The 25,008-nt window shown below is 34.9% G+C and carries 25 protein-coding genes and 1 pseudogene; 16 read left to right on the top strand and 10 right to left on the bottom strand.

The annotated features are described in order from the left end of the window. Positions 1-590: 590 nt before the first annotated feature. Positions 591-1,030 (bottom strand): annotated as a pseudogene (locus tag Q5794_RS28525) (cell wall hydrolase). 577 nt (positions 1,031-1,607) lie between these two features. Between Q5794_RS28525 and Q5794_RS28520 the strand changes: the two are divergent. From Q5794_RS28520 to Q5794_RS28510, 3 genes are all read left to right on the top strand, one after another. Then, positions 1,608-1,790: a hypothetical protein gene (locus Q5794_RS28520; protein WP_374989370.1), complete on the top strand. Its 183-nt coding sequence runs from the start codon at positions 1,608-1,610 to the stop codon at positions 1,788-1,790. Positions 1,791-2,048: 258 nt separating this feature from the next. Continuing rightward, the gene (locus Q5794_RS28515; RefSeq protein WP_374989369.1) at positions 2,049-4,031 is read left to right on the top strand and encodes an AAA domain-containing protein; all 1,983 of its coding nucleotides are present in this window, start codon (positions 2,049-2,051) and stop codon (positions 4,029-4,031) included. A gap of 98 nt (positions 4,032-4,129) precedes the next feature. Next, positions 4,130-5,104, top strand: a complete 975-nt coding sequence (locus Q5794_RS28510) for a DEAD/DEAH box helicase (protein ID WP_374989368.1) — start codon at positions 4,130-4,132, stop codon at positions 5,102-5,104. Between the two features lie 112 nt (positions 5,105-5,216). On the opposite strand, the gene Q5794_RS28505 is transcribed toward Q5794_RS28510, so the two are convergent. From Q5794_RS28505 to Q5794_RS28495, 3 genes are all read right to left on the bottom strand, one after another. Further along, complete coding sequence (locus tag Q5794_RS28505) at positions 5,217-5,393, bottom strand: hypothetical protein (protein ID WP_374989367.1); 177 nt, start codon at positions 5,391-5,393, stop codon at positions 5,217-5,219. Positions 5,394-5,456: 63 nt separating this feature from the next. Then, entirely contained in the window at positions 5,457-5,747 is a 291-nt protein-coding gene (locus tag Q5794_RS28500) for a YolD-like family protein (RefSeq protein WP_374989366.1), read from the bottom strand. 64 nt (positions 5,748-5,811) lie between these two features. Then, complete coding sequence (locus Q5794_RS28495) at positions 5,812-7,077, bottom strand: damage repair protein (protein WP_374989365.1); 1,266 nt, start codon at positions 7,075-7,077, stop codon at positions 5,812-5,814. Between the two features lie 191 nt (positions 7,078-7,268). Here Q5794_RS28495 and Q5794_RS28490 point away from each other — a divergent pair, with 191 nt between their 5' ends. Together Q5794_RS28490 and Q5794_RS28485 are read left to right on the top strand one after the other, a co-directional pair. Continuing rightward, the gene (locus Q5794_RS28490; protein ID WP_374989364.1) at positions 7,269-7,829 is read left to right on the top strand and encodes a hypothetical protein; all 561 of its coding nucleotides are present in this window, start codon (positions 7,269-7,271) and stop codon (positions 7,827-7,829) included. Positions 7,830-7,863: 34 nt separating this feature from the next. Next, a complete protein-coding gene (locus Q5794_RS28485) occupies positions 7,864-8,025 on the top strand; it encodes a hypothetical protein (RefSeq protein ID WP_374989363.1) in 162 nt (53 codons plus the stop codon). 72 nt (positions 8,026-8,097) lie between these two features. Here the strand turns inward: Q5794_RS28485 and Q5794_RS28480 are convergent, their stop codons facing one another. From Q5794_RS28480 to mutT, 4 genes are all read right to left on the bottom strand, one after another. Beyond that, a complete protein-coding gene (locus Q5794_RS28480) occupies positions 8,098-8,799 on the bottom strand; it encodes a hypothetical protein (RefSeq protein WP_374989362.1) in 702 nt (233 codons plus the stop codon). Positions 8,800-8,874: 75 nt separating this feature from the next. Beyond that, positions 8,875-9,195 (bottom strand): hypothetical protein, encoded by a 321-nt coding sequence (locus Q5794_RS28475; RefSeq protein ID WP_374989361.1) that lies wholly within the window; start codon positions 9,193-9,195, stop codon positions 8,875-8,877. A 154-nt stretch (positions 9,196-9,349) separates the two neighbouring features. Then, positions 9,350-10,174, bottom strand: coding sequence for an HNH endonuclease (locus tag Q5794_RS28470; RefSeq protein WP_374989360.1), 825 nt, complete (start codon positions 10,172-10,174; stop codon positions 9,350-9,352). Further along, on the bottom strand, positions 10,171-10,557 hold the full coding sequence (gene mutT / locus Q5794_RS28465) for an 8-oxo-dGTP diphosphatase MutT (protein WP_374989359.1): 387 nt from the start codon (positions 10,555-10,557) through the stop codon (positions 10,171-10,173). Before mutT ends, Q5794_RS28470 begins: the two co-directional genes overlap by 4 nt. Before the next feature lie 469 nt (positions 10,558-11,026). Between mutT and Q5794_RS28460 the strand changes: the two genes are divergently transcribed. The 3 genes from Q5794_RS28460 to Q5794_RS28450 all read left to right on the top strand — a co-directional run bounded on the left by Q5794_RS28460 (position 11,027) and on the right by Q5794_RS28450 (position 13,577). Beyond that, positions 11,027-11,563 carry an LPXTG cell wall anchor domain-containing protein gene (locus tag Q5794_RS28460; RefSeq protein WP_374989358.1) on the top strand — a complete coding sequence of 179 codons (537 nt, stop codon included), beginning with the start codon at positions 11,027-11,029 and terminating at the stop codon, positions 11,561-11,563. A gap of 67 nt (positions 11,564-11,630) precedes the next feature. Then, positions 11,631-12,284, top strand: a complete 654-nt coding sequence (locus Q5794_RS28455) for a class D sortase (protein ID WP_374989357.1) — start codon at positions 11,631-11,633, stop codon at positions 12,282-12,284. Between the two features lie 291 nt (positions 12,285-12,575). Next, the gene (locus Q5794_RS28450) at positions 12,576-13,577 is read left to right on the top strand and encodes an acyltransferase family protein (RefSeq protein WP_374989356.1); all 1,002 of its coding nucleotides are present in this window, start codon (positions 12,576-12,578) and stop codon (positions 13,575-13,577) included. A gap of 122 nt (positions 13,578-13,699) precedes the next feature. Here the strand turns inward: Q5794_RS28450 and Q5794_RS28445 are convergent, their stop codons facing one another. Next, positions 13,700-15,265, bottom strand: a complete 1,566-nt coding sequence (locus Q5794_RS28445) for a YfhO family protein (RefSeq protein ID WP_374989355.1) — start codon at positions 15,263-15,265, stop codon at positions 13,700-13,702. Between the two features lie 15 nt (positions 15,266-15,280). Here Q5794_RS28445 and Q5794_RS28440 point away from each other — a divergent pair, with 15 nt between their 5' ends. From Q5794_RS28440 to Q5794_RS28425, 4 genes are all read left to right on the top strand, one after another. Beyond that, positions 15,281-16,654: an RHS repeat domain-containing protein gene (locus tag Q5794_RS28440; protein ID WP_374989354.1), complete on the top strand. Its 1,374-nt coding sequence runs from the start codon at positions 15,281-15,283 to the stop codon at positions 16,652-16,654. 22 nt (positions 16,655-16,676) lie between these two features. Next, on the top strand, positions 16,677-17,189 hold the full coding sequence (locus tag Q5794_RS28435; protein WP_374989353.1) for a hypothetical protein: 513 nt from the start codon (positions 16,677-16,679) through the stop codon (positions 17,187-17,189). Positions 17,190-18,410: 1,221 nt separating this feature from the next. Continuing rightward, positions 18,411-18,896 (top strand): DUF4046 domain-containing protein, encoded by a 486-nt coding sequence (locus Q5794_RS28430; RefSeq protein WP_374989352.1) that lies wholly within the window; start codon positions 18,411-18,413, stop codon positions 18,894-18,896. After that, positions 18,859-19,158 carry a hypothetical protein gene (locus Q5794_RS28425; protein WP_374989351.1) on the top strand — a complete coding sequence of 100 codons (300 nt, stop codon included), beginning with the start codon at positions 18,859-18,861 and terminating at the stop codon, positions 19,156-19,158. Before Q5794_RS28430 ends, Q5794_RS28425 begins: the two co-directional genes overlap by 38 nt. A gap of 98 nt (positions 19,159-19,256) precedes the next feature. Here Q5794_RS28425 and Q5794_RS28420 read toward each other — a convergent pair whose 3' ends face one another. After that, on the bottom strand, positions 19,257-19,487 hold the full coding sequence (locus Q5794_RS28420; RefSeq protein ID WP_374989350.1) for a hypothetical protein: 231 nt from the start codon (positions 19,485-19,487) through the stop codon (positions 19,257-19,259). Between the two features lie 132 nt (positions 19,488-19,619). Here Q5794_RS28420 and Q5794_RS28415 point away from each other — a divergent pair, with 132 nt between their 5' ends. The 4 genes from Q5794_RS28415 to Q5794_RS28400 all read left to right on the top strand — a co-directional run bounded on the left by Q5794_RS28415 (position 19,620) and on the right by Q5794_RS28400 (position 24,905). Continuing rightward, the gene (locus tag Q5794_RS28415; protein ID WP_374989349.1) at positions 19,620-21,242 is read left to right on the top strand and encodes a spore germination protein; all 1,623 of its coding nucleotides are present in this window, start codon (positions 19,620-19,622) and stop codon (positions 21,240-21,242) included. Further along, the gene (locus Q5794_RS28410; RefSeq protein ID WP_374989348.1) at positions 21,232-22,458 is read left to right on the top strand and encodes a Ger(x)C family spore germination protein; all 1,227 of its coding nucleotides are present in this window, start codon (positions 21,232-21,234) and stop codon (positions 22,456-22,458) included. The genes Q5794_RS28415 and Q5794_RS28410 overlap by 11 nt, the downstream gene beginning before the upstream one ends. A 21-nt stretch (positions 22,459-22,479) precedes the next feature. Beyond that, positions 22,480-23,592: a GerAB/ArcD/ProY family transporter gene (locus Q5794_RS28405; protein WP_374989347.1), complete on the top strand. Its 1,113-nt coding sequence runs from the start codon at positions 22,480-22,482 to the stop codon at positions 23,590-23,592. A 212-nt stretch (positions 23,593-23,804) separates the two neighbouring features. Beyond that, positions 23,805-24,905 carry a GerAB/ArcD/ProY family transporter gene (locus tag Q5794_RS28400; protein WP_374989346.1) on the top strand — a complete coding sequence of 367 codons (1,101 nt, stop codon included), beginning with the start codon at positions 23,805-23,807 and terminating at the stop codon, positions 24,903-24,905. Positions 24,906-25,008: the final 103 nt, after the last annotated feature.

Below are 25,008 nucleotides of genomic sequence, written 5' to 3'. Positions count from 1 at the left end.
GGGAATGGACTATTAGCCTTTATTTTTCACACGATGGGCGAAAAATCAAAGGATGTCCCACCGACTGAATACAGCAAATAGATACTATGTAGCTACTGCAGTAAGTTTGCCTGTCTACTCAAAAAATAAAAAGAACCCTTACCGCAGTAGGGGATCAGTAGTTGGTGATGTAATAAGAACTGAATTTTTATATGTTGGGGATTGGCCTAGTGGCTTATCTTTTTATGAAATAGACAAGAAATCGCAAGATGTCCTCCATCTAAGAGTGAAGCTAAATAGCATAGCTTTAATTGAAGTACATATTTCGTAATCTTATTTTCTTGGATAAATGATTATTGTGTTTCATATAAAAAAGGGAACACCTGCTAACCAGGAAGTTCCCTTTTTATTTCGCCAGATAAAAATACATCAACACAAAGATTAAAGAAATAGGCTACGGTGGGGGTAAAGTTTTTTTCAACCGACCACTGTTACATGATCTATAGGAGTTGCATTGAATAAATAGGGCTAGCTACCACCACCTACGACTAAAATGTTGTATTCGCAGCTCCACCATACTACTCCAGAATTAATCATAACTCCTCAATAACCTAACCTCTATAAACACTAGCACATGTATCAGGTTTTGGTTCATAATAACAATGATTTTTAAATTGACCAGATGCAGGTTGACCGTACCATGTTGGAGGGCACGGAGCATGTGGATTAAAATACCAAAGAGCAAATTTCGCTGGGTGTTGTCTCCAATAATCCAAATTCTGCTTTGCTAATCTTTTTTCAACACCTCTCGCTCTTTGATAAAATACATTGCCTTTTTGAACAGCTTCAAACGAATAATTCCCCCCTGTACTTGATAAATGACTTGTGAAACGGTTCTTAAATTTTTAAAGTCTATACAATTTGCTGCAAGACGATTAACAATTACATTCCCCACATATAACATTCCTTGTCTTCCTTCACCTTCAGCTTCTGCTCGCATCATCCTTGCCATTAAGTTAATGTCTGAATTACTGTACTTTACTCTTGCCATTTATTCACCCCCAAAATATAGTATGAAAAAAAGCCTATATTGATGTCATTGTTTATAAGATAGCAATGCTTAGTTTTTACATATCATCGCGCATATTTAATCATTACGATCAAATAAATAGATATTGATTACCAAACGAAGTAGTTATTCTTTTGAAACTAAGTAGCTATCGCAGTAAGCTTGCCTGTCCACTCGGAAAATAAAAAAAACCTTACTGCAGTAGGTAAGGAGTAGGTATTGATGTAAGAAGTGTTTGGTTTTTATATGCTGGGGGTTGTCCTAGTAGCTTACCTTTTTCATAAAATAAATGAGAGTTCAGAAGGTTCCCTATCTATTAAAGATAAATGTAGAATATCCAAAATAAGGGAAAATTAAAATCATTTTACTTTTTTGCAGGAAAAGAAAGCGTAGTATATAAAGATAACAGTATACATCAAAAAGTGTTGAGAATAATTTATTATCATTTTCTATAAAACATTAGAACAACGGTTTCAGAAGAGAATTCATATAAGTCCGTGTCTTAAGTATGCCTATTATATAGAATAGGTTACTTAGTAAATAAGGGAAGGTGATTTATATGTTAGGGGAAGAAGATTTAAAAGTAAATTGTATATCAGCTGCTATAGGGTTACTCATCCAACATAATATCATCACTCACCAGGAACTGGACAAACTAACTAAAACAAATTATCAAGTTTTTTATAATTTTCTAATGAATAAGCTAATTGAACAGGAGTTTAGTAAGGATAGAGTAGTATAAACACAAGTGCTTCAACAAAGCAAGAACCCCAAGGTCAAAAGAAAGGTGCTCATATTTCAAATGTAATTCTTATTGTACAATTTTGCTAAAAAGTAACCAACGTTAAATAATGTTGGTTGCTTTTTTCGTTATAAGTGTACAATACATTTTTACCTTTTAAATCAATAATTTACATTTATTAATTTAAAAGGTAAATTATTTATATGGATCTAGGTATCTTTTGTCGATAGTAAATTAAAGCTAAGGGAGATGGGGATTATGGAGAGCCTAAATATACTAAAAGCTTGGCATTTTGCTGAGAATTTGACTCCTGGTACAGTGCCATCTATACCTGGAAAGAAATTCGGAAAACGCATGAAAACGAAAGAGCAACCACGTGTTCGGAAAGCAAATCTAAAGGAGAGGTTATGGAAAGAAGTTGAGCTAACGAATCCTTCAAAAGATTTCCTTGTATTTACGTATTATCTAGATTGTTATTATCAGGATACACTAATCAAGTTTCTTCGGGATCAGTTTGGAATTAAAGATGAAATTATAAACGCTAATTGGAATAGAAATTTTAGCATTACCTTTTCTCTAAACGAGAAAGGGGAATATATTGAAGGATCACTCTTTATTCCGCCCCTTCAGTTACTAATTACCGAGTTAAAAAACAAGAGTGATTATGTGACAGAAAATTTTTCAGATCAACACTTATTAATCATGAAAGAATGGGAAGAGCTTGCTAAATCAGCCTTTATAGACGGTGTAAATGAATTGGCTATTCTTCAGCTTCTTAAGAAATATGAGGAAACATTTCATCGTTTTACAACCCGGCCCATTCAATACGGGCAGCATTATATTGAAATTTCTATTTTAAAAAAGGACGAGCCGTTGGATCTGAAAAATTTCACGAGCTTTTATACGGGAGATTTAGAGCGTATACTGCGTAACAAGCCAAACGCAACATTACAGCAATTTTTAGAGGGGCGCCAATTGGCTATTGATATTAATGAAAATCGTTCTGCTATTGAAAATATCATCCTACCAAAAAACTTACCGGTAGGGCGTTGGCCTTCAACGAACCAATATCGTTTGTCGTTAATGCAACAAGTAGCAGTAAATCAAGTCGTTAATGAAAAAGAAAAGATTAATTCAGTAAATGGTCCACCAGGCACAGGGAAGACAACACTACTTAAGGATATCTTTGCACAAATTATAGTAAATCGAGCAACGGAGATGGCAAAGATTTCTGATCCTACGGAAGCATTTGAAGATAGTAATCTATTTTTAAAAGAGTCGTTAACGAAGTTTAAGATAGTTATTGCCTCCAGTAATAATGGTGCAGTTGAAAATATCTCAAAAGATTTACCAAAATTAGGGGAATTGAAATTAAACCCTGAACATCTAAATGACAACAAGTATTTAACAGAAATTAAAGAGCTAGCTTTTTTTGAAGAGTTTTCGAAGCAATTAGTTTTTGGTTTATATGATGCGAAGAAATCAAACGATTTTATTTTTGCACCTTTATCCGTAGCACTTGGAAAGAAAAGCAACCAAACACAAGTAGCAGATGTATTAAAAGTGGACACAATTAAGGATTTATTAAATGCAGAGGCAGAAAGGTTAGTACCCTCAACATGGCAGGAGGCAGTCAAAGAATTTACAAACCTTTATCAAGAGATTGAACATGATAAGCAATTGTTGAATACATACATTGATATGTTAAAGAAATCTCCTGATTTTGATTTGCACCTAGATCGTCTTACATTAGATATACTTCACTACAAAGAACAAGAGAAAGATATAAAACATATCCTCAATGATATTTCCGTGCGTATAAAAGAAAAGAAACAGCAATTACAACAGCTACCTAAACCAACATTTTTGAAACGACTCTTTAATAAAGTAGATAATACAGAGAAGAATTTACTCAAAAAAGACTTGCAACATTTATCCGTATTAGAGAGTGAACAGCTAAAAGCTTGTCAATCGGTAGAGCAAGAATTAGAGCAACTCGCTCAGGAAAAGCAAAAGCTTGAGCTGCAGATGGAAAATTTATCTGCGATGCAAGAGGTATATAGGAAAGAACGTTTGGAACTTTCGACTGATCCACATTGGGCACAAACAATTGAGGCCTATGAAAAACGTCAAATGGACATCATTTGGCAGACAGATTCACTAAACTTTAAACGAGGATTATTATTTATTAAGGCTTTAAAGCTTCAAAGCTTCACAAACTACTCCTTGTCTACAACGTAAAGGCGTTAGAACGTCCACTTAAGATTTTTGGAGATCGAAGTGAAATTGACTTAAATACAAATGAAGGTATTCGCGAACTTGAAAATATGTGGGATGTAATGCATTTAATAACGCCGATTGTTAGTACAACGTTTGCTAGCTTTTCTCAAATGTATAAAGGGATTGGTAAAGATTTCATCTCCTATTTATTTATTGATGAAGCTGGTCAGGCGATGCCTCAACAAGCAGCAGGTGCATTATGGCGTTCTAAAAATACGATAATTGTAGGAGATCCAATTCAAATTGAGCCTGTTATCACATTGGATAAGACTATTTTAAATGATATTCGTAACCGTTTTAAAATAGAAGAGCATTGTTTAGGTATGGAATCATCTGTACAAGTTTTAGCTGATTTGGCAAACCCTATGGGGACTTTTAATAATAAGGGTCAACGTATTGGAATACCCCTTTGGGTACATCGACGCTGTGCTAATCCAATGTTTTCTATTGCAAACGAAATTGCGTACGACAATAAAATGGTGCTCGCTAAAGATTCTGATCAGAGCGCAGGTGTATGGTATGACTGTCACGGTGTAGCAACTGATAAGCATTACGTGAAACAGCAAGGTCAATTTTTTCTAGACAGAGTTAAACAACACTTTCAACGCCTTCAGCAGTCGGAGACAACTTCTCTTTTCCCAGATGTCTTTATTATTACGCCTTTTACAAAGATAAAAACAGAGCTTATTAAATTATTGAAGGCAGAATTGAAAGCTGAATTAGTAAATATAGATGGACGAAAGTTAAATAAATGGATTGAAAACTCTATTGGGACAGTTCACACGTTCCAAGGAAAAGAAGCAGACGTTGTCTACTTTGTTGTTGGAACAGACCAACAATCAGATTCTGCAGCAGACTGGTCATGCCAAAAGCCCAACCTACTCAATGTAGCTGTTTCACGTGCTAAACTGGAGTTTTATTTAGTTGGTGATTTCGAAAGGTTAAGTACAAAGAGAAATTACAAAGAATTTGCAAATAGTTTAAATTTGGAAGATGTAACGTCAGCTAAACATTTAAACTTTAGTATTCATTAAGCAGTCCTAAATTGGCTCTGATGCAAAAATGGTTATAAAGAGAAGTAAATACAGACAAATAAAAAAAGAGAAGGTTTTATCCCTTCTCTTTTTACTATATAATCCTCTATACTTAGATACTCTTCTTCATGCTACATTTCCGGCATTCGCGTAAGAAAACGCCACCTTTTACGGAGTTTTTGAAGTCAGCTGAATTGCAGTTGTCGCATCTGCCACTGACCTTATCCGGAAATTCAGCGTAGTCATACACTTTGTTAAAATCGATTTCTTGCTGCTGTTTCTCTTCCATGTTGATCACTCTTTTCTAATTGACTTTTATTAGATTACCACAAAAAGTGAAGGTGGAATTATTTTATGTAAAACGAACATCAATTAGTTCACTTAACTTCATTTTGTTTTTTAATTCAAATACTTCATCGATAAAAACAAACAAATTCCCCAGGGAATCAACAAATTGGATGAAGCCCTTTTCTGTAATACATTGTCCCTTTTTGTAGTATGTAAGATAGACTTGTTTATTTGTATGTAATGCTTCGATCAGCGTTAGATTGATCTGTTCCATTTGCTCTTCTGTCAAAAGAGGTTGAGGTACCTCTGCTTGCTTGTTTATAACTTCCTGCAATCCTGTGTATTGTTCGGGCATACTCGAAAACGGGCGCTATTTTTTCATTCCTCTATCGTGATTCATGATAAAATCCTCCTTTCTGCTAGGCTTTATGACCTCCTATAAGGCCGTTTCGATAACGAGCTGTTGAATGATCCAGATAGCTTGAAGCTCGTAGCACACTATTCTTCCCATAACGCAGCCGAATTTCATCAATCGTTTTGGCAAGAGCATAGGCTCTTTCACGCTGATCGATATCCTCAAATAAGCTCATTTGCTCCTCTTCTTCAATGCTTGTGTTGGATAACGAAATCCCAATGGAGCGAATCGGCATTCCACTATCAAACGTATGTAAAATGGTTAAACAATAGGGAAAAATATCTTGGCTTAAGTTTGAAGCTCGACCCATTTTCTTTTGTCTTGAGAAGCCTCCACCTGTTTGTTTGCTGTAGCCAATCGACAAATGGATAGTTTGAGCCACCACTTGATGCATGCGTAAACGAAAACAAACATCGTCCAATAGCTCCAATAGTAATAGTTCCACTTCTTTTCGGCTTGTATAATCTCGAAAGAGAATCTGACTTTTCCCAAAGGAACGGGAACTAGGGATGTACACATCAGAAATACGACTAAAATCAATGCCATTGGCATGTTGGTGGATTTCTTCCCCCAGGACACCAAATTCTTTACGTAACATCTCTACAGAAGAAAGAGCGAGTTCTTTTATGGTATAGATGCCTAAACGGTTTAAGCGTCTTTCTGTAGCTGACGAGATCCCCCAAAAATCCTTCATTGGATGAATCGACCATAACTTAAAGGGAAAATCCTCATATCGCCAATACGCAACCCCTGTTGGGCTGTGCTTCGCTTCATGATCTAAGCTGACTTTAGCCAGTAAGAGATTAGGACCGATTCCTGCGGTAGCTGTCAGTCTGGTTTTACGATAAATCTCATTAAGTATTCGATGAGCTAGTTCCTCTGGTGTTCGAGCAAATAAATGTAAAGAAGCTGTCGCATCGATAAACAACTCATCAATGCTATACGAATGAAAGTCTTCAGGAGCAACATACTGTAACACCAAACTAGAAATATAGTTCGAAGCCTTGATATATCTCTCCATGGATGGATTCACAACATGGATATCTTTCCTTTTAGGAATGTCGAAAAGACGGCTTCCTGTTTTGATCCCTTCTTTCTTTAATAGGGGTGTGGCAGCTAGCACAACAGATCCCGACCGTTTGATATCTCCTACAACCGCAAGCTTTGTTTTCAAGGGATCTAACCCTCGTATGACAGAGGAAACCGAAGCGAAAAAACTCCTCATGTCGATGCAAATAATGACTCTGTTTGGTAGCTGCCCATAATCCATTGAAAGTACTCCTCAAATAAAGAACGTTTGTTCTTTATTATATACGAACAAACGTTCTTTATTCGATGGAATCTTTTCCCGATTATTGCTATCACTTAAAATGAATTTATTGTTACATTAACACGGGCAATTGCTGTATAACGTAATAGTAAGAGTTCTAAAGGATTAAACCCTAAAGGAGGGGCTAAAAGTTGAAAAAAGAATATTTTGTGCAATATTCAGACCAAAGTATAATTGATAGTTTTGATTTTCCAAAAGATAAATTTGTATCTATTACTGTAGGGATTAGTGACATCACGCCTGAGCTGATCATTTCCTTAGTTCAAAAAATGTTCGGTTTACCTGTTTTCTTTGTTTTAGACTCAATGCTCTCTGGATATGAAAAAGAGACGTTAATTAAAAATAAAATTCCTTTTTATGAGCATTCATCAGATGGTGCTATTATCAAAGTTGATTCTGTAGAAAAATTGGAACTTGTTAGTGGGTTAGTAGAAGTATTAGTTAATAATGGGTTGAGTGTATTCATTTTCCACGGGGAAGGTATTGTAGAGCAGGATTTAATTCCTTCAAGACAATGGAATAAACCTATAGAGTTTAAAAATGTCGATATACATAAAGTTGATACATTTGTGGATGTGGAAGAGGTTGGATTTACAATATTCAGTAAGAGTGATCTATTTAACTCGCCTAGAAAAGTCAAAAACTATATACCAGGTTATTACTCACTTGATATTAATAGCAGCGATATTTAACATTTTTAGATTAAAAGGAGGAACCATTCATTAAATGTATCAAATGAGGATCTTTACATTAAGAGACGGTACTAAAAGGAAAATAAAGATCGAAGAGGGAATGACCCTACAAGATGAATTGAAAAAAGCAGGAATTACAGAATCAGATATATTTCAAATGCAATTAGTGATACAAGATGATAAAAAGCAACTCTAGTGGTTCAATTTTGCTAAAAGAGGCAGCCAAAATGATTTTGGCTGCCTCTTTGTTTCACTATAGATAAATATCTTATAACTGTTCATTCATTATTTCATTAATGAATGTAAGAGAGAACAATAAATTTAATAACTTGAGCACTTCAATATCTGTCCAATATTTAGAGTCGTCTCTTCCATGTAAAACCCAAGCCCTATTCCAACTTTCCAATCGTTCCTCATCAAAATCGTGCTTACCAAAAATTTCGTTTATAAATGTGCTGGCAGCATATAAATGTAGAAAGCCAAAACTCATATCTTTTCTTTTCTGTACTTCTTCTTCAAAAGCGCCAGATAACCCTCGGCCTATTTTCTTTGTATTACAAACTTTAACCAAAAGTTTTTCAATTTGTATTAATAAAGCAGGGACAATAACTTTGTATGTATTATTTTCATAACACCACAAGCATTCCTTCATTAAATCTTTGTCCAATAAATCACAGCTATTCAGCGTGATTTTCATCTCTTTATAATTTACCTTATTGCTGTAGAATTCTTTGAAAATGCCTTCTGGATTCTCTTCATCAACTACATCTAGCATTTCATTTACTCCCATATTAGGCGGTATAAGCCACCCTTTCTTTGCTATTGATTCTGCTAAGTCAAGAAGGGCAGGGTAAGTCTCTTCATACAAAATTTTCCACTCATTAAAGGTTGACCTTGCTTCATCTGCAAATGATCTTATTGCATTTATGCCTTGATTAAGTTCTAGACGAATTCTTTTCATTTCTTTCACGAAATTCCTGGTCCTCAAGTAGGTATCTCCTTTTTTTACTATATAAAATTAATCTATTCATATTTACACAAACATTTAATTTATTAGTTGATCTTTTCTCCATCTTTGATATGAACCACTCTGTTTGAATTTTTCTGGATCTTTCTTTATTTTATCGACTAATTGTTCACGTTGCTTACTAGACATTGATTTAAAACCTTCATCTTTGCAATAATTCCGAAAAAACCGGGCTTGCAACCCTTTGAGGAGACTTTCTCTTTTATATACACAACTTAACATCAGTTTTATTCTCGGCAGTAAAACAGGATTTTTTTTATTGGTAGATTTTAAGATTAATACTATCTCAAAAACCATGGATTTTGAGACATTTCTATAATTAATTACTTTTTGTCTCAATCAGGCCTCATTTCTGTGCCAAAACTAGTATCAAAATCTCTGTATCATAAATAGATGTTTTTGATGTACTTTAAAAAAGGGCGGTTTTTTGTAAAATGGGGTTACATTAAGAGCAAACTACGTAGCATCAGAGTTTGCTCCTTCTATCTAATCCTTAGATGATACTTGCTACTGCTCGTAACTTTTCTACATCCTTTTTGGCATTTAGAGAATGCATCTTACGATGGCAGTTAGGACATAAAGCAACCGTGTTTTCCATAGTATCTTCCCCGCCTTTGGATAACCATTCAATATGGTGAGTTTCTAAATAAGGTTCGCCCTTTTTAGTATGAAAGGGCGCCGGCTCTTCACATAATTGACAAATCCCATTCGCTCTTCTTTTTGCATATTCTGAAACATACGCATCTCTTTCATATCCCTTTGTAACTATCATTCGAGAACCAGGCTTATTAGAAGCACGTGAAGCTCTTTTTATTAATTCATCTTCCGCAAGCTTTTTAGCTCTTTTCTCTTGAACACTATCCCTGGACTTAAAAAATTCCGTTGGAATTAATATTTCATTCTGTTCATTCTTCAATCTTAAAGGGAAAATCCAAACAAGTCTGGGATCTTTATATTTATCGAGCTGTTGCTCTTGGTAAGGGTCATCTGAAAGGTAAACCTCGCCTTGAAAGATATAATGATTGGGCTTAAATACTTCAAATAAATACACTGTAACATCCGTACGATTTGATTCATATAACTTCTTGTTTTGACTATAATCCAAACTTTGATTTTCTACTTGACCCATCCCTGTATAATGAAATACATTGCCAATCCAGCGATCATCATACAAAGACTTAGTATGATCAGAAATTAGAACTAAGGCATTAGCATAGTGGGAAAACCTCATTCCTCCGACCATTGCACACTTAAATATACTCATTAGTTCTTGATTTGTTAGAACATCAGAAGGTTGTAATCCATGTTCAAAACTCATATATTCTCTCTCTCCATTCTTTTTACTATTGGAATATCAGCAGGAGCAAAATTAAACCTTGTTAATTCTTTTATAGTGATCCACTTTACATCATCATGAACAACTGGTTTGATCTCACCCTTTATGACTTTTGCCCAATAGAATAATAGATGAATAGCCTGATCTTTGAAGCCATATACAGTATCGTCATAAAAAGATCCAATTTCTACTTCTATTCGTAACTCTTCTCTTATCTCCCTTACTAGACACTCTTCAGGTGTTTCACCAGGTTCTAACTTGCCGCCAGGGAATTCCCATTTACCGGCCAAAGGGTCTTTTGAATGCCTTTTAGCGATTAATAGTTGATCTCTATCTTTTATAATTGCAGCCGCAACTTTCTTCATAAAAACACCTTCTTGAGATTTTTTGTGTACTTTTTCCTTTATTTTACCTGAATAGAGTCCTTTCTCTCAATCGGGATACTTTATTAATTGTTATTACTTATAATGATCTTATTGTTTCATAACAAAGGGTATCTTTTTAACCTTTCGGAAAAAAATACATTAAAAGGATAGACAAAGAATTAATGAGAAAAGTAAACAAAGTGCTGGTTAGAGGAAAGAAAAAAGAAGCAAGAATTCAAAAAAATAAGAGGTTTAATTTAAAGAAAAAACAGGAAAACAGCAATCATTTAAAACTAGTTTAATGTAAAAAAAAGGTTAAAAGTAATAATATTGTCATATGAAACAGAAGAAATTGACGAATAAAGGGAAAATATAGCTAACGACCCAGATTATTGTTGAAGTTGTCAGAAAAAGAGTTTAATATGAAATTGTTAGCAAATCTGACACACAAATATTGGGGGTAGAAGAAATGAAAAAAGTAACATTTGCTTTGGCGGCAGCGTTAACATTTGGGGGTATTGGTACTGTAGCAACTACAGCATCAGCAGAATCAAACGGTTTAGATAAAGACTGTTCTGATTTTAAAGGTAAGCCATACCAAGAGGTAGTAGACTACTGGAATTCAAAAGGTTACACAGCAACAAATGATCCTGAGAGATTAGATGGCTGGGGTAACAAAGTAGACGATGGTATTCCTTGTGAAGCTCCGTCTGACTATGATACTTCTAAGATTAACGGTATTGGTAAGAAAGAAGAAGCTACTTCAGAGGAAACAACTAAAGAAGAGACTACTACAGAACAAACTACTGAAGAGCAACCTGCAAAAGAAGAAACTGCTACTAAAGAAGAAAATTCTTCTTCAGAGCAAAAGACTACTTCTGACAAAAAAGAAGGCGAAGAGCTTCCTGAAACGGCAAGTAGTAATCCACTTGGTGTTGCAGCCGGTTTAGCTGTTGCAGCTGCTGGTATGGTGGTATTTACTCGTCGCAAGAATTCAAAAGTATAATATAATAGCTATATAAAATAAAAGGGGCGGGATTATTCCTGTCTCTTTTTTATAGAGGTGCAGTTTTATGAGAATATTAGGCATTTGTCTATTTTTGATAGGTATTTCCCTAGCCGGCTATTCATTCTTTGAGTGGAACTTAGGAAGATCATCTTCAGAAACTCTATCTCAGAAGGAAATAAACCATTATGAAGTAAAAGAAAAAGAAGATGTAGACCGACAAAGTACTGAAGCAAAACAAGAAGAATCAGCTAGCAATGTGAATCTAGAGGAAGTCGAGACGAAGTCTCCAGAGAAAATGGAAGATTATAATTACAACAAAGGTCAAAAAGTAGCTAATCTTGTTATTCCTAAACTCGAATTAAAATACTCAGTGTATTGGGGCACAGACGCTGATACCTTAAAAAGAGGCGTAGGAATGTTTGTTAGTGATTTAACTACTACTCCAAAGGGAATGGAGCACACAGTATTAAGTGGGCACCGCGACACCGTATTTACAAGGTTAGGTGAGCTTAAAACGGGTGACAATCTAATTGTAGAATTTGATAACAAACTTTATGAATACCAAATTCAAAAGATTTGGATTACACATAAAGAGGATCGGACAGTAATCGTTCCTAAAGATAAGCCTACACTTACACTAACAACTTGCTATCCATTTGATATGATTGGAAAAGCACCTGATCGCTACATTATTCAAGCTGAAATGATAAATAACTAAAAGCGACTTACCATTAATAGGTATGTCGCTTTTTATTTTATTCATCTAGTTATTAACTTTGTTGAAGTTGAGTCCAATCTGTAATTAACTTGCCATCTATAACATCCTTGGAAGTAATAATTAATGTCTAAACTTGTCTACTTTTTCAGTAAAAACGTGTTCTAGTAGATGACGTATAATAGTTACGGAATATATGGTCTTTTTTTATTAAAAATTAATATTGTTGGATTAGTTAAGGCAGCATTATAATAAGACTCACAGCATTGAAATTTATTACTTAGGGGATAGGACATGCAGCAATATAATAGATGGATTGATCGATTGAAGGGAATAGGAATTATTACTGTTGTATTAGGGCACACAGGCAATGAATTTACCCATCATTATTTCTTTTGGTTTCATATGCCACTATTCTTTATGATAAGTGGTTATCTCTTCGCCCCAACTCTCGAATTTAAAAAGTTACTTAACTGGTCTTTTAAAAAAGTAAATAGGTTAATGATTCCTTATATTTTCTTTGGTTTATGTATCCTTGGAATTATCATTATACAGAACCAAGATTGGTCTATTGAATCCCTGTTATACGGTGGACGAAAGCTTGGTTATTACTATGGAGTTTTCTGGTTCGTAACGTGCTTACTTGTTACACAGTTAACTTTTGCATTAATAACGTATATGTTTCGTTCACAAATTCTAATAATTTTTATAATGGCCGTTTTTTATGGGTTAGCACATGTAAGGGGAATCAGTCAGCTCATGTTACCTTGGAGCATAAACACTGTCCTAATTGCTTTACCATACTATGCTATTGGGTATTATAGTCGCAATATTGTCCATATACTAAAGAAAAAATTAATATTATTGCTAGGAATAGTTGTATTTAGTGTAATCGTTGTTCTAGAGCAAATGCAGAAGCTTAATTACGAATTGGACCTAAAAGCTGGTGTATATAATCATTTGTACCTTGATATAATTATACCGATTTCATGTATTGTTCTTCTGTTTCATTTAAGTAATAACTTAACGTATAGATGGTTAGAGAAAATGACGGAGAGTATTGGAATGGCTTCAATGAGCATTATGTTTTTACATATCCCTATATACATACTAGGTCTGAAATATACCAATAATGGGCTTTTGTTGGGAGTTATAGGAATCTTAATTTCATATAGCATTCATCAGTTATTTAAGCTTTCGTTTATTACAAGATTTATGTTTTTTGGTATCACTACAAAGAGAAGTTCTTTGAAGTTACAAGGAACAGGTCACACCATAGCTGATAGCCCTAAATAAGCTATAGTAAACAAATAGGGTTATATACTTTTAAAAAATAACTCATTGCTAGTTGAATTCCGTTTATCTTAATGCATAAAAAATAAAAGAAGCTCTTCTAGCTTAAGAAGAGCTTCTTTTATTTAGTTACTACTTTTTACTTTTTTACGTCTTTTTATTAAGTATACAACCACTATCCCGATAGCTGTGAATATAGAAATGGCAGTTGACTCTTTAAAATATGGCGTCACATAGTGCATGGAGATGTCATGTTTACCTTTAGGTAATCTAACACCTATAAACGTTCCGTTTACTTGTTCAAAATCAGTATCTTTCCCATCTACTTTAATATGCCAACCTTTACTATATGGAACAGATAGGAATAACAACCCTGATTTTCTAACATTAACTTTACCTTGCAATGAATTTTCATCATAGTGAACATTTTTCAATTCGGATTGCTTTAATTCATTAACTGAGTCAGTGTATTTTTCATAAGAATTAAACAGGACTTCAACATCTTTAATACTATACTGACCAGGAGACAAACTAATATTGATCATTCTATTGTTCTGTAAGTTTTGAACATTAAATGCATAATTGTCTTTTGGATAAGAATAAATGTTATTTACTGAACGCTTTTCGAAGTTAGTTCCATTAATATTAAGCATCAATGAGCCCGTTGTTAGGTTCTTTAAATTCATCTTTAGAATTGTCTCTCCAGCTTTTACTTGTTTATTATTTAACGGAATTTGAATAGAAGCGTTAGGCCTTGCTGTGTATACATCGCCATTTTTATCAATATTCTCAAGTTTTACATTATCCATTCCTTTGAAAAGAACTTCACTTCTTAATTTCTTAGTATTGAACTTTTCTAAACTTCCTGTCTGTTCTACAACTGCAGCTTGCAACATAAGCTGATCTTTTTGTACTTCGTCTAATTGGTTAAACTGCTCAACTGATACAGCCTGATCATACATAAAGCCAACAGGAAGATAATGATCATTTTTATAAATCTTATATCCATTTAACTCTTTTAATAATGTAAAACCGTATGGGCTAAATGAATCACCACTTCTTACTATATAGTATTTATTCATTAAAGCTGTTTCCAAGTAGAGACGATGATCTAAATTGCTATAACGACTCGGTGAATCCATTTGAGCTATGTTATAAGTTTCCTTAAAGAAGCTGTGTACATTATTTGGAATAAGACTTTGATAACTGCTAAACCCATTGTAATTGTAATATAATGGGATATTTTCTTTGTTGATTTGATTCCACATAATCCGATAAAAAGAAGAATCTGATTGTTGGATATATTGAATTACCTGTTTGTCTGCTTCATTGTCGTAACCACTTCCTGAAAAGGTTTGAAGTGTCGAAGCCTTCTGAGTCTGATAATCGCCCAAATCTTGAGTAAACATCATAAAGTTATTGTATCCGATACTACAAATGGCTACGATAATGATGCAAAAAAGGAAAAATACCTGTTTAATTTTAAACCGCAGTAGAAAAATACCTATCAACGCAGTAAAAAAGACAATTTGGATCTTATCATATGGTAAGTCTTTAGGTGATGGTACATAAAATACATATAATAAAAAGGCAGCAAATATTAATACTAGATAGAAGTTACGATATTTTGAATTCTTTTTATCAAAATCAATTGCATATGCAGCAACCACTCCACACGTAAAGATGAGCATGTAAATCCATCTAGGTTGCACGGAAATGTTATCAACTATACCTCAGGAAACAATGCTGGTTCGACCTTCACCTACGATGTGACAGGCAAGGTAACGTCTTTAGATATAGGCACTGCCAATAACGATAGTATTTTATCTGAGTCTTATAAGTATGATGAAAATGACAACCGTACAGAAATCACTTCATACAAAGAGGATGGTACTACAGATAAAACAACTTCATATGTATATGATTCATTAGATCAGTTATTGAAAGAAACGCTACCCAACGGGACCATTAAAGAATACGCTTATGACGGTTTTGGAAATCGCACATCTATAACTGTTACAGAGCCAGGAAAATCAGCTGTTCAAACTAAGGCTGAATTTAATGTTGGAAACGAACTTACTAAATTTGGGAATTACGCAATTGCGTATGATAAAAATGGAAACCGTATTGAAGATGGCCAATATAAGTATACATGGAATGCAGCCGATCAATTAATTTCCATTACAAAAAAGGGAGAAACAAAAGCTTTTGCCACATATAAATATGATGAAAACAATCGTCGTATCGAGAAGGATGTGGACGGTAATATAACACGTTTCTATTACGATGGAGATAGCATTAATCCGTTGTATGAAACAGATGGAAACGGGAATGTACTTCGGTCGTATGTATATTCTATGGATGGATTACGATTATCCATGCAGACAGGTGGAAAAACATACTATTATCATTACAACTCACATGGTGATGTAGTTGCCATGACAGAAGACAGTGGAAATATTGTGGTAAGATACACATATGATGCATGGGGAAACGTACAAAAGCAAATAACATCGGGACAGCCAGATATTAAGAATCCGTTTACTTATGCTGGCTATATGCAAGATGATGAAACAGGCATGTACTACCTAATTGATCGTTATTATAATTCAGAACAAGGTGTATTATTATCAGCAGATCCTGATCCTGGTGATGAAGATGATCCAATTACACAAAATGGATACACATATGCCAACAATAACCCTGTTCAATTGATAGATCCAGACGGCCACAAAGGTTTTTATACTCAAACCGTAACTGTGGTTAGAGTTATCTCTACCTATGTAATGGTCAGACAAAATGGGAAATACATTGCAAAAAAAGTATATAAAAAAGCTCTTGTAAGAGTTAAATTACAATTTTTCTCTAAAAAGAATAAAGTCCCTAAACAAAAAGCTTCTAAACAACATAAAGGGACACCAAGAAACAATCAAGCACAAAATGCTCAGGTTAGAGCCATTGTATCCAAACACAAATTAAATAAAGCACAACAAAGAAAGCTTCATGATGAAATTACGGGTCAACATTACGATTATCATACTATAGATGTAATCGCAAGGGAAATTAAGGCTGGAAGATAATTGAAAGGCGTGAAGAAACATTTTGAAAAATGAAATTGAAGTAACTTTTAATGAATTAGTTGGTAAGCCTTTATATTCTATAGGAAGAACTACAAATTTAGTTTGGTTATTGTTTGGAGAACCATTTACTAAAAAGAATATTATTGGTGATACCAGAACGTTAGCAGAATATTCCTTGCATATTCAATGTGCCTGGAGAATTGTCAAAAAGGATAAAATAATCATAGCATCTGGTGATTTATATTCTCCAAATTCTAATGTTAAATTAGAGAATTTTAATTGGGATAATATAGGTTCCAGTGAATTTGATTCTAAAGCAAGCAGTTTTAAAAAAATTATGAAGGATATTCGAAATGTTCAAAGTATAGAGGCGGATAATATAGGCGGATTAAAAATTTGCTTTAGTAGTAACTATTTATTAGAAGTATTTCCAAATGAATCTGGAAATGACAAAGAGTCTTGGAGGTTTTTCTCTAATGTTTCTTCCTCTCCTTATTTAGTTATGTGTGGAGGAAGCATAGAAGAAAATGAATGAACATAAATAATAGTTTATTTGAAGGCTCTAAATAAGTTAATACCTTATACTTATTAAACCAAAACAATTAAATATATTTATAATAAAAAAATAAGTCATCCTATCTATAACTAAATAGGGTGGCTTATTTTTTAAACATAATAAGGTACATAATAGCCTTATTTTTTGTTTCCCTTCCTATGATTCTGCCAAAAACGTTCGTAAAAGTGTATGTATTTTAGAATACGTCCGTAATTTATTTTCAAACTTAAACGAACGATAAAAATGATAGATTTCTTATATAAAAGGAAAGTCCGTAAAAGTATACTTTAACGAACGGTGAATTTGATTCTGTTTCAAAATGTAAAAGAAATAAAGTCAAGAGTTTTCTTTGAATTGTAGATATTTTTTTAATGCCATCAAAATAAAAAAGAAAATTAATCCTTTTTATGAATTAATTTACTTTTAATTCGATTTTAACTATATTTTAATGTTTCATTACCACCTCTGGATTATAATGGAATTGCCAACGTGATTATCTTTCTTTTAACTTGCTTTTCATCTAAAGCAAGTCTTTTTTTGTTTATCCTCTCTCTCAACATAAAAAAACCATATAGGCTACATTTTATCAATTTGCTTCATCAGTATTCACACTATAAGTTCTAGAAAGTATTGAAGGAATCCAATAAGGCAAGTAAATGCTTGATTAAGTAATTATTTTCAGCAGAATAATTTGTTCATTAAATGAAAAATCCACTATTTTCAGGGAGAAAAACATCAAATATATGTACCTAATATGCAGAGAAAAGCTCTCTGAGGAAATTAACTTTGGTTTTATCGATAACTGATAACTGATAACTGGTCACTCGATGCGAATTTCAGCGCTTTAGCAACTTTTGTTTTCTTGTTATCATTGATTTTCAAAAAAAACTCGCTATCCAAAGTCAGTTGCCATAATACTTTTTAATCGCCTTCTAAGCAAACTATTTAAGATAAAGTAAGTTATCGTTAATCAAATCTAATTACGTTATAGACAAAACTACTGGCATTTCTCCTTTTGTCAGCGTTTTTTTGTTTTTAGGCTAATAAGATATACAGAACGCCCTTTCTATAATCTTTCTTACAGTGTGTTTAGTACCATAGAGATCTTAAACTTCTATTTAACATTTCTTCGCTTGTATAAAAATTCCATAATTATACACAATAATGACAAACATACTTTCTCAAAAGGGGCTTTCGACAGTGAATAGAGAACAAGTCATTGAAGTTTATCAAGATGTTCTAGAAAAGAAAAGAAAACGATTTCCAAATTATTTCTTTGTAGGTAAGGAAGGAAAAAAATATATGGGCTATATGACATGCTATCTACTTGAACAACGCTTATCAATACCTATCCATGAAATCCCTTTTCAAGTAGGAGCAGGTACATTGTGGGATCATCGTCTTAGGCCACCTGCTATGCTATATGGATGGAATTATTATGAAGTCATTGATAATGCTTATCCAGGAAGATTTAAGCCCTGGCAGTTTCAACAAGCTCCTAATAAATATTGGGATGGGGAAGAGGGACAAAGGCGGGCTATTGAAGCAGTAAAGTATGTAATAGAGGAAAAGCTGAAAATCCCTCATAAAGAGATTCCTATTCAAGTTAATATTCACTTTTTCAAACAACATAGTCTAGGAGGCATTTTTGATCTTTTTTGGACAATCTCCTTTTCAAGTCGTTGAAGCTGTTTATCCTGGAATATTTAAACCCTGGCAATTTGCTCATGTTCCCATGAATTGTTGGAAAAATGAAAAATATATTCGGGAGGCAATGGACCATTTTTTGTTCAAACAGCTCCATTACTCTTCTTATGAAGAGGCTTTTCTCAAATTAAAAAAAAATCATTTTACAGATTTCCAATTAACTGGTCTCTTTCAAATGGCTTTTGATTCCAGAATGAATAACGTGAAAGAATGGATAAAAATGGAAGTAATGGATATATGATCTTGGCTAGTAGAAGAACCGAATGAAACAAATAGCCCAGGATACGTTCATGTTATTCTTATTTTCACCTTCAAAAATGACGATTTATACGTATGTAGTTACTTACTTTGATTTCTCTTTCTTTTCTTTATAAAAAGATAGGTAGATTCGGCGAAAAAAATAAAAAGAAGAAAAAAGAGCACAAATAATTCGGCAAGTTCCATTACCCGAAAAGGACTCACGGCGTTGTACAACGCCTGAGAAACATCAAACCCTTGAAGAATATCGATGCCTAAAGAAAAGCCCATTAAGCATCCCATCATTAAAAGGCTAATTCCTATAATTTTCATATCGATCACGCTCCATTTAATAGATTCTTCTCTTTCTTCTAAGATGATACACAAGTAACATTTGTTAATTTTTACATAAAAACCCCTTATATGGTTAAAATAATAAAAACTTAAAGAAGGGTGCTTGAATCTATGCCTTCGTTTTTTAAAGATCGAAAACCAAAAAAGAGACGACAACAAGATACTGAAAATCAAACTACTGATTACTCAGTAGACCAGATACAAGTTTCGTTATCAGTAAACCTGGATAACATTAAACAGAAAACGGGAAATAGTTCAGATGTCGTTATTCGTGAGATGAAAATGGGGAAAAATTCCGACGTAAAAACAGCCATTGTCTATGTAGAAGGAATTGTAGACAATCAATCGATTCAAGAGTATTTACTGCAATCGATAATGAAGGATGATTATAAAGAAAAAGTAAATTCGCACAATGCATTAGACCTCATTTCTGAAGATATGATGACAATTGGAAACATATCCTCCGTCACTAACTTGGATGACCTGTTTGCATCTTTAATGGCAGGCGATACTCTTATTTTAGTAGATGGAGTAGACCAGGCACTGAGTGCTAGCACCCAAGGCGGGGAAACACGTTCTATTGCGGAATCGAGCACCCAAATGGTGGTCCGAGGTCCAAAAGGAGCATTTACAGAGTCTCTCGGGACCAATACAGCCATGGTACGTCGTATCATTAAGACCCCTGATTTATGGATGGAGTCTTTGAAGGTTGGACGCGTAACTAAGACAGATGTGACAATTATGTACCTACATGGCATTGCCAATGATAAAGTCGTTAAAGAAATTCGTGAGCGACTACATCGAATTGATATCGATAGCATTTTGGAATCGGGCTATATTGAACAACTAATAGAAGATCAAACGGCGACCCCTTTTCCAACTATGTACAACACCGAGAGACCCGATGTAGTAGCAGGGAACCTGTTAGAGGGACGGATTGCTATTTTTGTGGATGGAACGCCCTTTGTACTGCTTGCACCAGCCGTATTTATGCAATTTTTCCAGTCGGCTGAAGATTATTATGCCCGTTTTGACATTGCGACATCGATTCGTCTTTTACGTATTTTTATGTTTCTGATTTCGCTTATTGCGCCTGCTACCTATGTCGCTGTCACAACCTTCCATCAGGAGATGGTGCCGACAACACTTATTGTAGCCATTGCTGCACAGAGAGAAGCCGTCCCCTTTCCAGCATTCGTGGAAGCCCTCCTCATGGAGATTACCTTTGAAATTTTACGCGAAGCAGGGATTCGATTGCCAAAAGCCATTGGTTCGGCCGTCTCCATTGTTGGAGCTCTTGTAATTGGTCAGGCAGCTGTTCAAGCAAGTATTGTGTCACCAGCAATGGTTATTATTGTATCGATCACAGCCATTGCTAGTTTTGCCACACCTTCCTTTGATATGGCCATTTCAGCTCGCTTAATTCGTTTTTTGTTTATGATTGGCGCAGCGACATTTGGTTTCTACGGCATCATTCTGTGCCTTTTGATGATGGTTGTCCATCTATGCAGCTTACGTTCATTCGGGGTACCCTATATGGCTCCATTTGCTCCCTTCATCCCCGTAAACAATGGAGATACTATCGTAAGATTACCGTGGTGGACGCTGAGACAAAGACCACGATTAATTACTTCTAACACGGTTCGAGAAGGAGCAAATCGACGCCCACAGCCTCCTGCATCTCGTGGTATGGTGAATCGGGATCTTGAAGAAGGTGACAACAATGAAGCGTAAAGGATTTTTTCTTTTGTTGATGATGACGATAACCGTCTTGCTCACAAGTTGTTGGAGTAAAAAAGAGTTAACTGACCTTGCTATTGTCGCAGCTATGGGTATCGATAGAACAGAAGATGGAAGATATCATCTAGCACTTCAGATTATTAATCCAGGAAACGTAGCAGGAGGCCTGCAAGGAGGAGGGGGTACTCAAAGTCCTCCTATTACTATCTATTCGGCTTCGGGAGATAATTTAGTCGAAGCAAGTAGACGGGCTTCGAGTAGAATTTCTCGACGATTGTATTATGCCCATACAAACTTGGTCGTGGTTGGGGAAAAACTGGCCAGAGAAGAAGGAATTAATACATTAATGGATGCTTTAGATCGGGATCCAGAATTTCGAAATACTTCCACCCTCGTGATTGCGAACCATTCGACCGCAGCTGATCTTGTTAAAACGTTAACGCCAGTTGATAAGATTCCAGCGAATAAGGTGCTAAAAACCTTAGAATTTACGGAAAGAAAATGGGGAGAGAATGTAAAAACGTCGATCCAAGAGGTGATGAAGAGCCTTGAATCCCCTGGAAAAGGAACCGTCGTATCAGGATTTCGTCTGGTTGGAGATCATAAGCAAGCACAAAAGCTGGATAACCTTCAAGAAAGTGCACCTGAAGCAACGCTTCGAGCTTCCGGAATTGCTGTTTTAAAACAGGGGAAATTAGTGGATTGGTTGTATGGAAAACCAGCAAGAGGAACGGTGTGGATTCTCGATAAAATCCAAGGAACCGATATTAATATTGATTGGGAAGGAAAAAAAGAAGCTATTGCCTATCAAACTGTACGCCAAAAAACAAGTGTGTCTGCCCAAGTGAAGAATGGTCAACCTCATATTTCTGTTCATACACGTGTTGAAGGAGATATCGGTGAAATGGAGGTACCTGTAGACATAACAAATCCAAAGGTCATTACAGTGATCGAACAATCCGTGAGGAAAGAAATTAAAAAAGAGCTAAAGAAAGCTATTGAACGTGCGCAAAAAAACAAAACAGATATCTTTGGATTCGGCGAAGTGGTCCACCGTTCTAGACCAAATCAATTTAAGAAATTAAAACCGGAATGGAATGATGTGTACTTTCCAAAATTAAATGTAAATATTAAGGTGGAAGCCTATGTGCGTCGAGCTGGCTTACGAAACAAATCGTTTCTTTCAGGTATAAAAGAGAATCAAAAGTAAGGAAAAGGAGGTGCCAGTTGAATGGAGAAGGCGAAAATTAGTGCCAGTCAGCTCTTTATTTTAATGGTCCTATTTGAAATGGGGAGTGCTTTACTGGTACCTCTTGCGATAGATGCAAAACAAGATGCGTGGCTTGCGATTCTGCTTGGAATGGTATTCAGTTTTGTTCTGTTATTAGTCTATCATAGGCTTTATCTGTATTACCCTGACCTTTTGCCTACCGAATACATGCAAAAGATTCTAGGGAAAGTGATGGGAACCGTACTAGCCTTTGTTTACATTCTTTACTTTATGTATGATGCCTCAAGGGTTCTACGTGATTTTGGCGAGATGCTGTTAGCCTTTTCCTATCGTGACACCCCTTTATTCATCGCAAATGCATTATTAATGCTTGTCATTATTTATACAATTAGAAAAGGAATTGAAGTCATAGCTCGATCAGGAGAATTGCTTTTTATTTTTATGTATATCTTTGCGAGTGCTGGATTTATCTTAATTGTTTCTTCTGGTTTAATCGATTTAAAAAATTTACAACCTGTTTTGGAAGATGGCTTGTTCCCTGTCCTAAAAGTGGTATTTACTCAAACTTTGTATTTCCCATTTACAGAAGTCGTTGTATTTACGATGATTTTGCCGTATTTAAATAATCCCAAGAAAGCAAAGGTGACCATGCTATGTGCAACAGGATTAAGTGGAATCAATTTAATTATTACGATGCTCATTAATGTTTGTGTACTGGGGGTTAATTTGACCGCACGTTCACAATTTCCACTTCTTAGTACGGTTCAGACCATCCAAGTAGCTGATTTTTTAGAACGTCTTGATGTGTTTTTTATGCTTGCTTTAATTATCAGTATCTTCTTTAAAATCTGCCTGTTATTTTATGCAGCTGTCGTAGGAACGGCCAATTTATTTAAGGTTAAATCACCTTCACGGTTATCGTATCCTTTTGGGCTGATCATTCTCTTATTGTCTATTACCATTGCGAGTAATGTTCAAGAACATATCCATGAAGGACTAAAGGTGGCAATGTTCGCTCTACATATCCCTTTTCTTACGATTATTCCACCTCTGCTTCTTCTTGTAGCTTTCTTGAAAAATAGGAAGAAGCATGAGGGGAACACATTTGACTAGCTAATTTCCATGTAGAATATTGTCATTCTCGTTAAATTTCCTAGTAAAATTCTTACCCGTGGAAAGAATACTCTGAGCCTAGAATTAACCTTAAAGCAAATTTAATGTCTACTATATAACGTTCAAAAAATCGTAAGTGATGAAAAGGTTAAAGAACGATTCAAAAAAGCAAAAGATCGCTTTAAATAAAATTGAAAAGGAGGGCCGGTTGAATGGAGAAAGCCAAAATTAGTGCTAGTCAGCTCTTTATCTTAATGGTTCTGTTTGAGCTGGGTACTTCTTTATTGTTACCTATTGCAATGGACACAAAACAAGACGCCTGGTTGGCTATCTTACTTGGAATGGTATTCAGTTTCGTTCTATTTTTAATTTATCATAAACTTTACTCTTATTACCCCGATCTCTTACCTACAGAATACATGCAAAAAATATTAGGTAAAGCGATGGGAACCGTACTGGCCTTTCTTTATATCCTTTATTTTATCTATGATGTAGCAAGGGTTCTACGTGATATCGGCGAGATGTTATTAACCTTTGCTTATCCTGATACACCTTTGTTTATTGCGAGTGCTTTATTGATTCTTGTCACTATTTATATGGTCCGAAAAGGAATCGAAGTCATAGCCCGATCAGGAGAAATTCTGTTTGTTTTTATGTATATCCTCGCCTTCACTGGCTTTATTCTGATTGTGTGTTCGGGATTAATCGATTTTACGAACTTACAACCAGTACTCGAAGAAGGTATTTTACCTATCCTAAAAGTTATATTTTCTCAAATCTTGTATTTTCCTTTTGGGGAAGCCATTGTGTTCACGATGATTTTGCCGTATTTGAATAACCCTAAGAAGGCAAAAGTGACCATGTTATGTGCAACGGGATTAAGTGGAATCAATTTGGTTATTACGATGCTCATTAATATTAGCGTGCTCGGTGTGGATTTGACCGCGCGTTCACAGTTCCCTCTTCTGAGTACCGTACAAAGCATCCAGGTAGCTGACTTTTTAGAACGTCTTGATGTATTTTTTATGCTCGCTTTAGTTATCGGTGGTTTCTGTAAGATTAGCATATTGTTTTATGCGGCTGTCATAGGAACGGCCAACTTATTTAAGATTAAATCACCTTCAAGACTGTCGTATCCTTTGGGACTTATCATTCTATTTATGTCTATGACGATTTCTAGCAATTTTCAAGAACATCTCCATGAAGGAATAGGGATAGAAATGTTTGCTCTGCATATTCCTCTGCTCGCGATTATTCCTCCTCTACTTCTTCTTATTGCATTCTTAAAAAATAGAAAGAAACAGAGAGAGTAACAGGTTCATTTGCTTGGTTTTTCTGAGGATGAAATAACTCTTACAATCCGTTGAATCTTTCTAAGCTAGTGCTTATCAATGTAAATTTAAACTATGTGAGGTG

Source organism: Priestia megaterium, from assembly GCF_041941685.1.
GTDB lineage: Bacteria > Bacillota > Bacilli > Bacillales > Bacillaceae_H > Priestia > Priestia megaterium_C.
This window is presented reverse-complemented; position numbering and strand designations above follow the sequence as displayed.

What these genes read in the sequence shown, in the direction of transcription:
- Q5794_RS28500 (WP_374989366.1), bottom strand. Translation starts at nt 5,747, where the DNA reads ATGCCCGAACAATACACAGGATTGCAGGAAGTTATAAACAAGCAAGCA.
- mutT (WP_374989359.1), bottom strand. Translation starts at nt 10,557, where the DNA reads ATGAAGAAAGTTGCGGCTGCAATTATAAAAGATAGAGATCAACTATTA.
- Q5794_RS28405 (WP_374989347.1), top strand. Translation starts at nt 22,480, where the DNA reads ATGGAGAAGGCGAAAATTAGTGCCAGTCAGCTCTTTATTTTAATGGTC.
- Q5794_RS28445 (WP_374989355.1), bottom strand. Translation starts at nt 15,265, where the DNA reads ATGCTCATCTTTACGTGTGGAGTGGTTGCTGCATATGCAATTGATTTT.
- Q5794_RS28495 (WP_374989365.1), bottom strand. Translation starts at nt 7,077, where the DNA reads ATGGATTATGGGCAGCTACCAAACAGAGTCATTATTTGCATCGACATG.
- Q5794_RS28515 (WP_374989369.1), top strand. Translation starts at nt 2,049, where the DNA reads ATGGAGAGCCTAAATATACTAAAAGCTTGGCATTTTGCTGAGAATTTG.
- Q5794_RS28450 (WP_374989356.1), top strand. Translation starts at nt 12,576, where the DNA reads ATGCAGCAATATAATAGATGGATTGATCGATTGAAGGGAATAGGAATT.
- Q5794_RS28460 (WP_374989358.1), top strand. Translation starts at nt 11,027, where the DNA reads ATGAAAAAAGTAACATTTGCTTTGGCGGCAGCGTTAACATTTGGGGGT.
- Q5794_RS28400 (WP_374989346.1), top strand. Translation starts at nt 23,805, where the DNA reads ATGGAGAAAGCCAAAATTAGTGCTAGTCAGCTCTTTATCTTAATGGTT.
- Q5794_RS28470 (WP_374989360.1), bottom strand. Translation starts at nt 10,174, where the DNA reads ATGAGTTTTGAACATGGATTACAACCTTCTGATGTTCTAACAAATCAA.
- Q5794_RS28510 (WP_374989368.1), top strand. Translation starts at nt 4,130, where the DNA reads ATGCATTTAATAACGCCGATTGTTAGTACAACGTTTGCTAGCTTTTCT.
- Q5794_RS28520 (WP_374989370.1), top strand. Translation starts at nt 1,608, where the DNA reads ATGTTAGGGGAAGAAGATTTAAAAGTAAATTGTATATCAGCTGCTATA.
- Q5794_RS28415 (WP_374989349.1), top strand. Translation starts at nt 19,620, where the DNA reads ATGCCTTCGTTTTTTAAAGATCGAAAACCAAAAAAGAGACGACAACAA.
- Q5794_RS28485 (WP_374989363.1), top strand. Translation starts at nt 7,864, where the DNA reads ATGTATCAAATGAGGATCTTTACATTAAGAGACGGTACTAAAAGGAAA.
- Q5794_RS28410 (WP_374989348.1), top strand. Translation starts at nt 21,232, where the DNA reads ATGAAGCGTAAAGGATTTTTTCTTTTGTTGATGATGACGATAACCGTC.
- Q5794_RS28420 (WP_374989350.1), bottom strand. Translation starts at nt 19,487, where the DNA reads ATGAAAATTATAGGAATTAGCCTTTTAATGATGGGATGCTTAATGGGC.
- Q5794_RS28455 (WP_374989357.1), top strand. Translation starts at nt 11,631, where the DNA reads ATGAGAATATTAGGCATTTGTCTATTTTTGATAGGTATTTCCCTAGCC.
- Q5794_RS28505 (WP_374989367.1), bottom strand. Translation starts at nt 5,393, where the DNA reads ATGGAAGAGAAACAGCAGCAAGAAATCGATTTTAACAAAGTGTATGAC.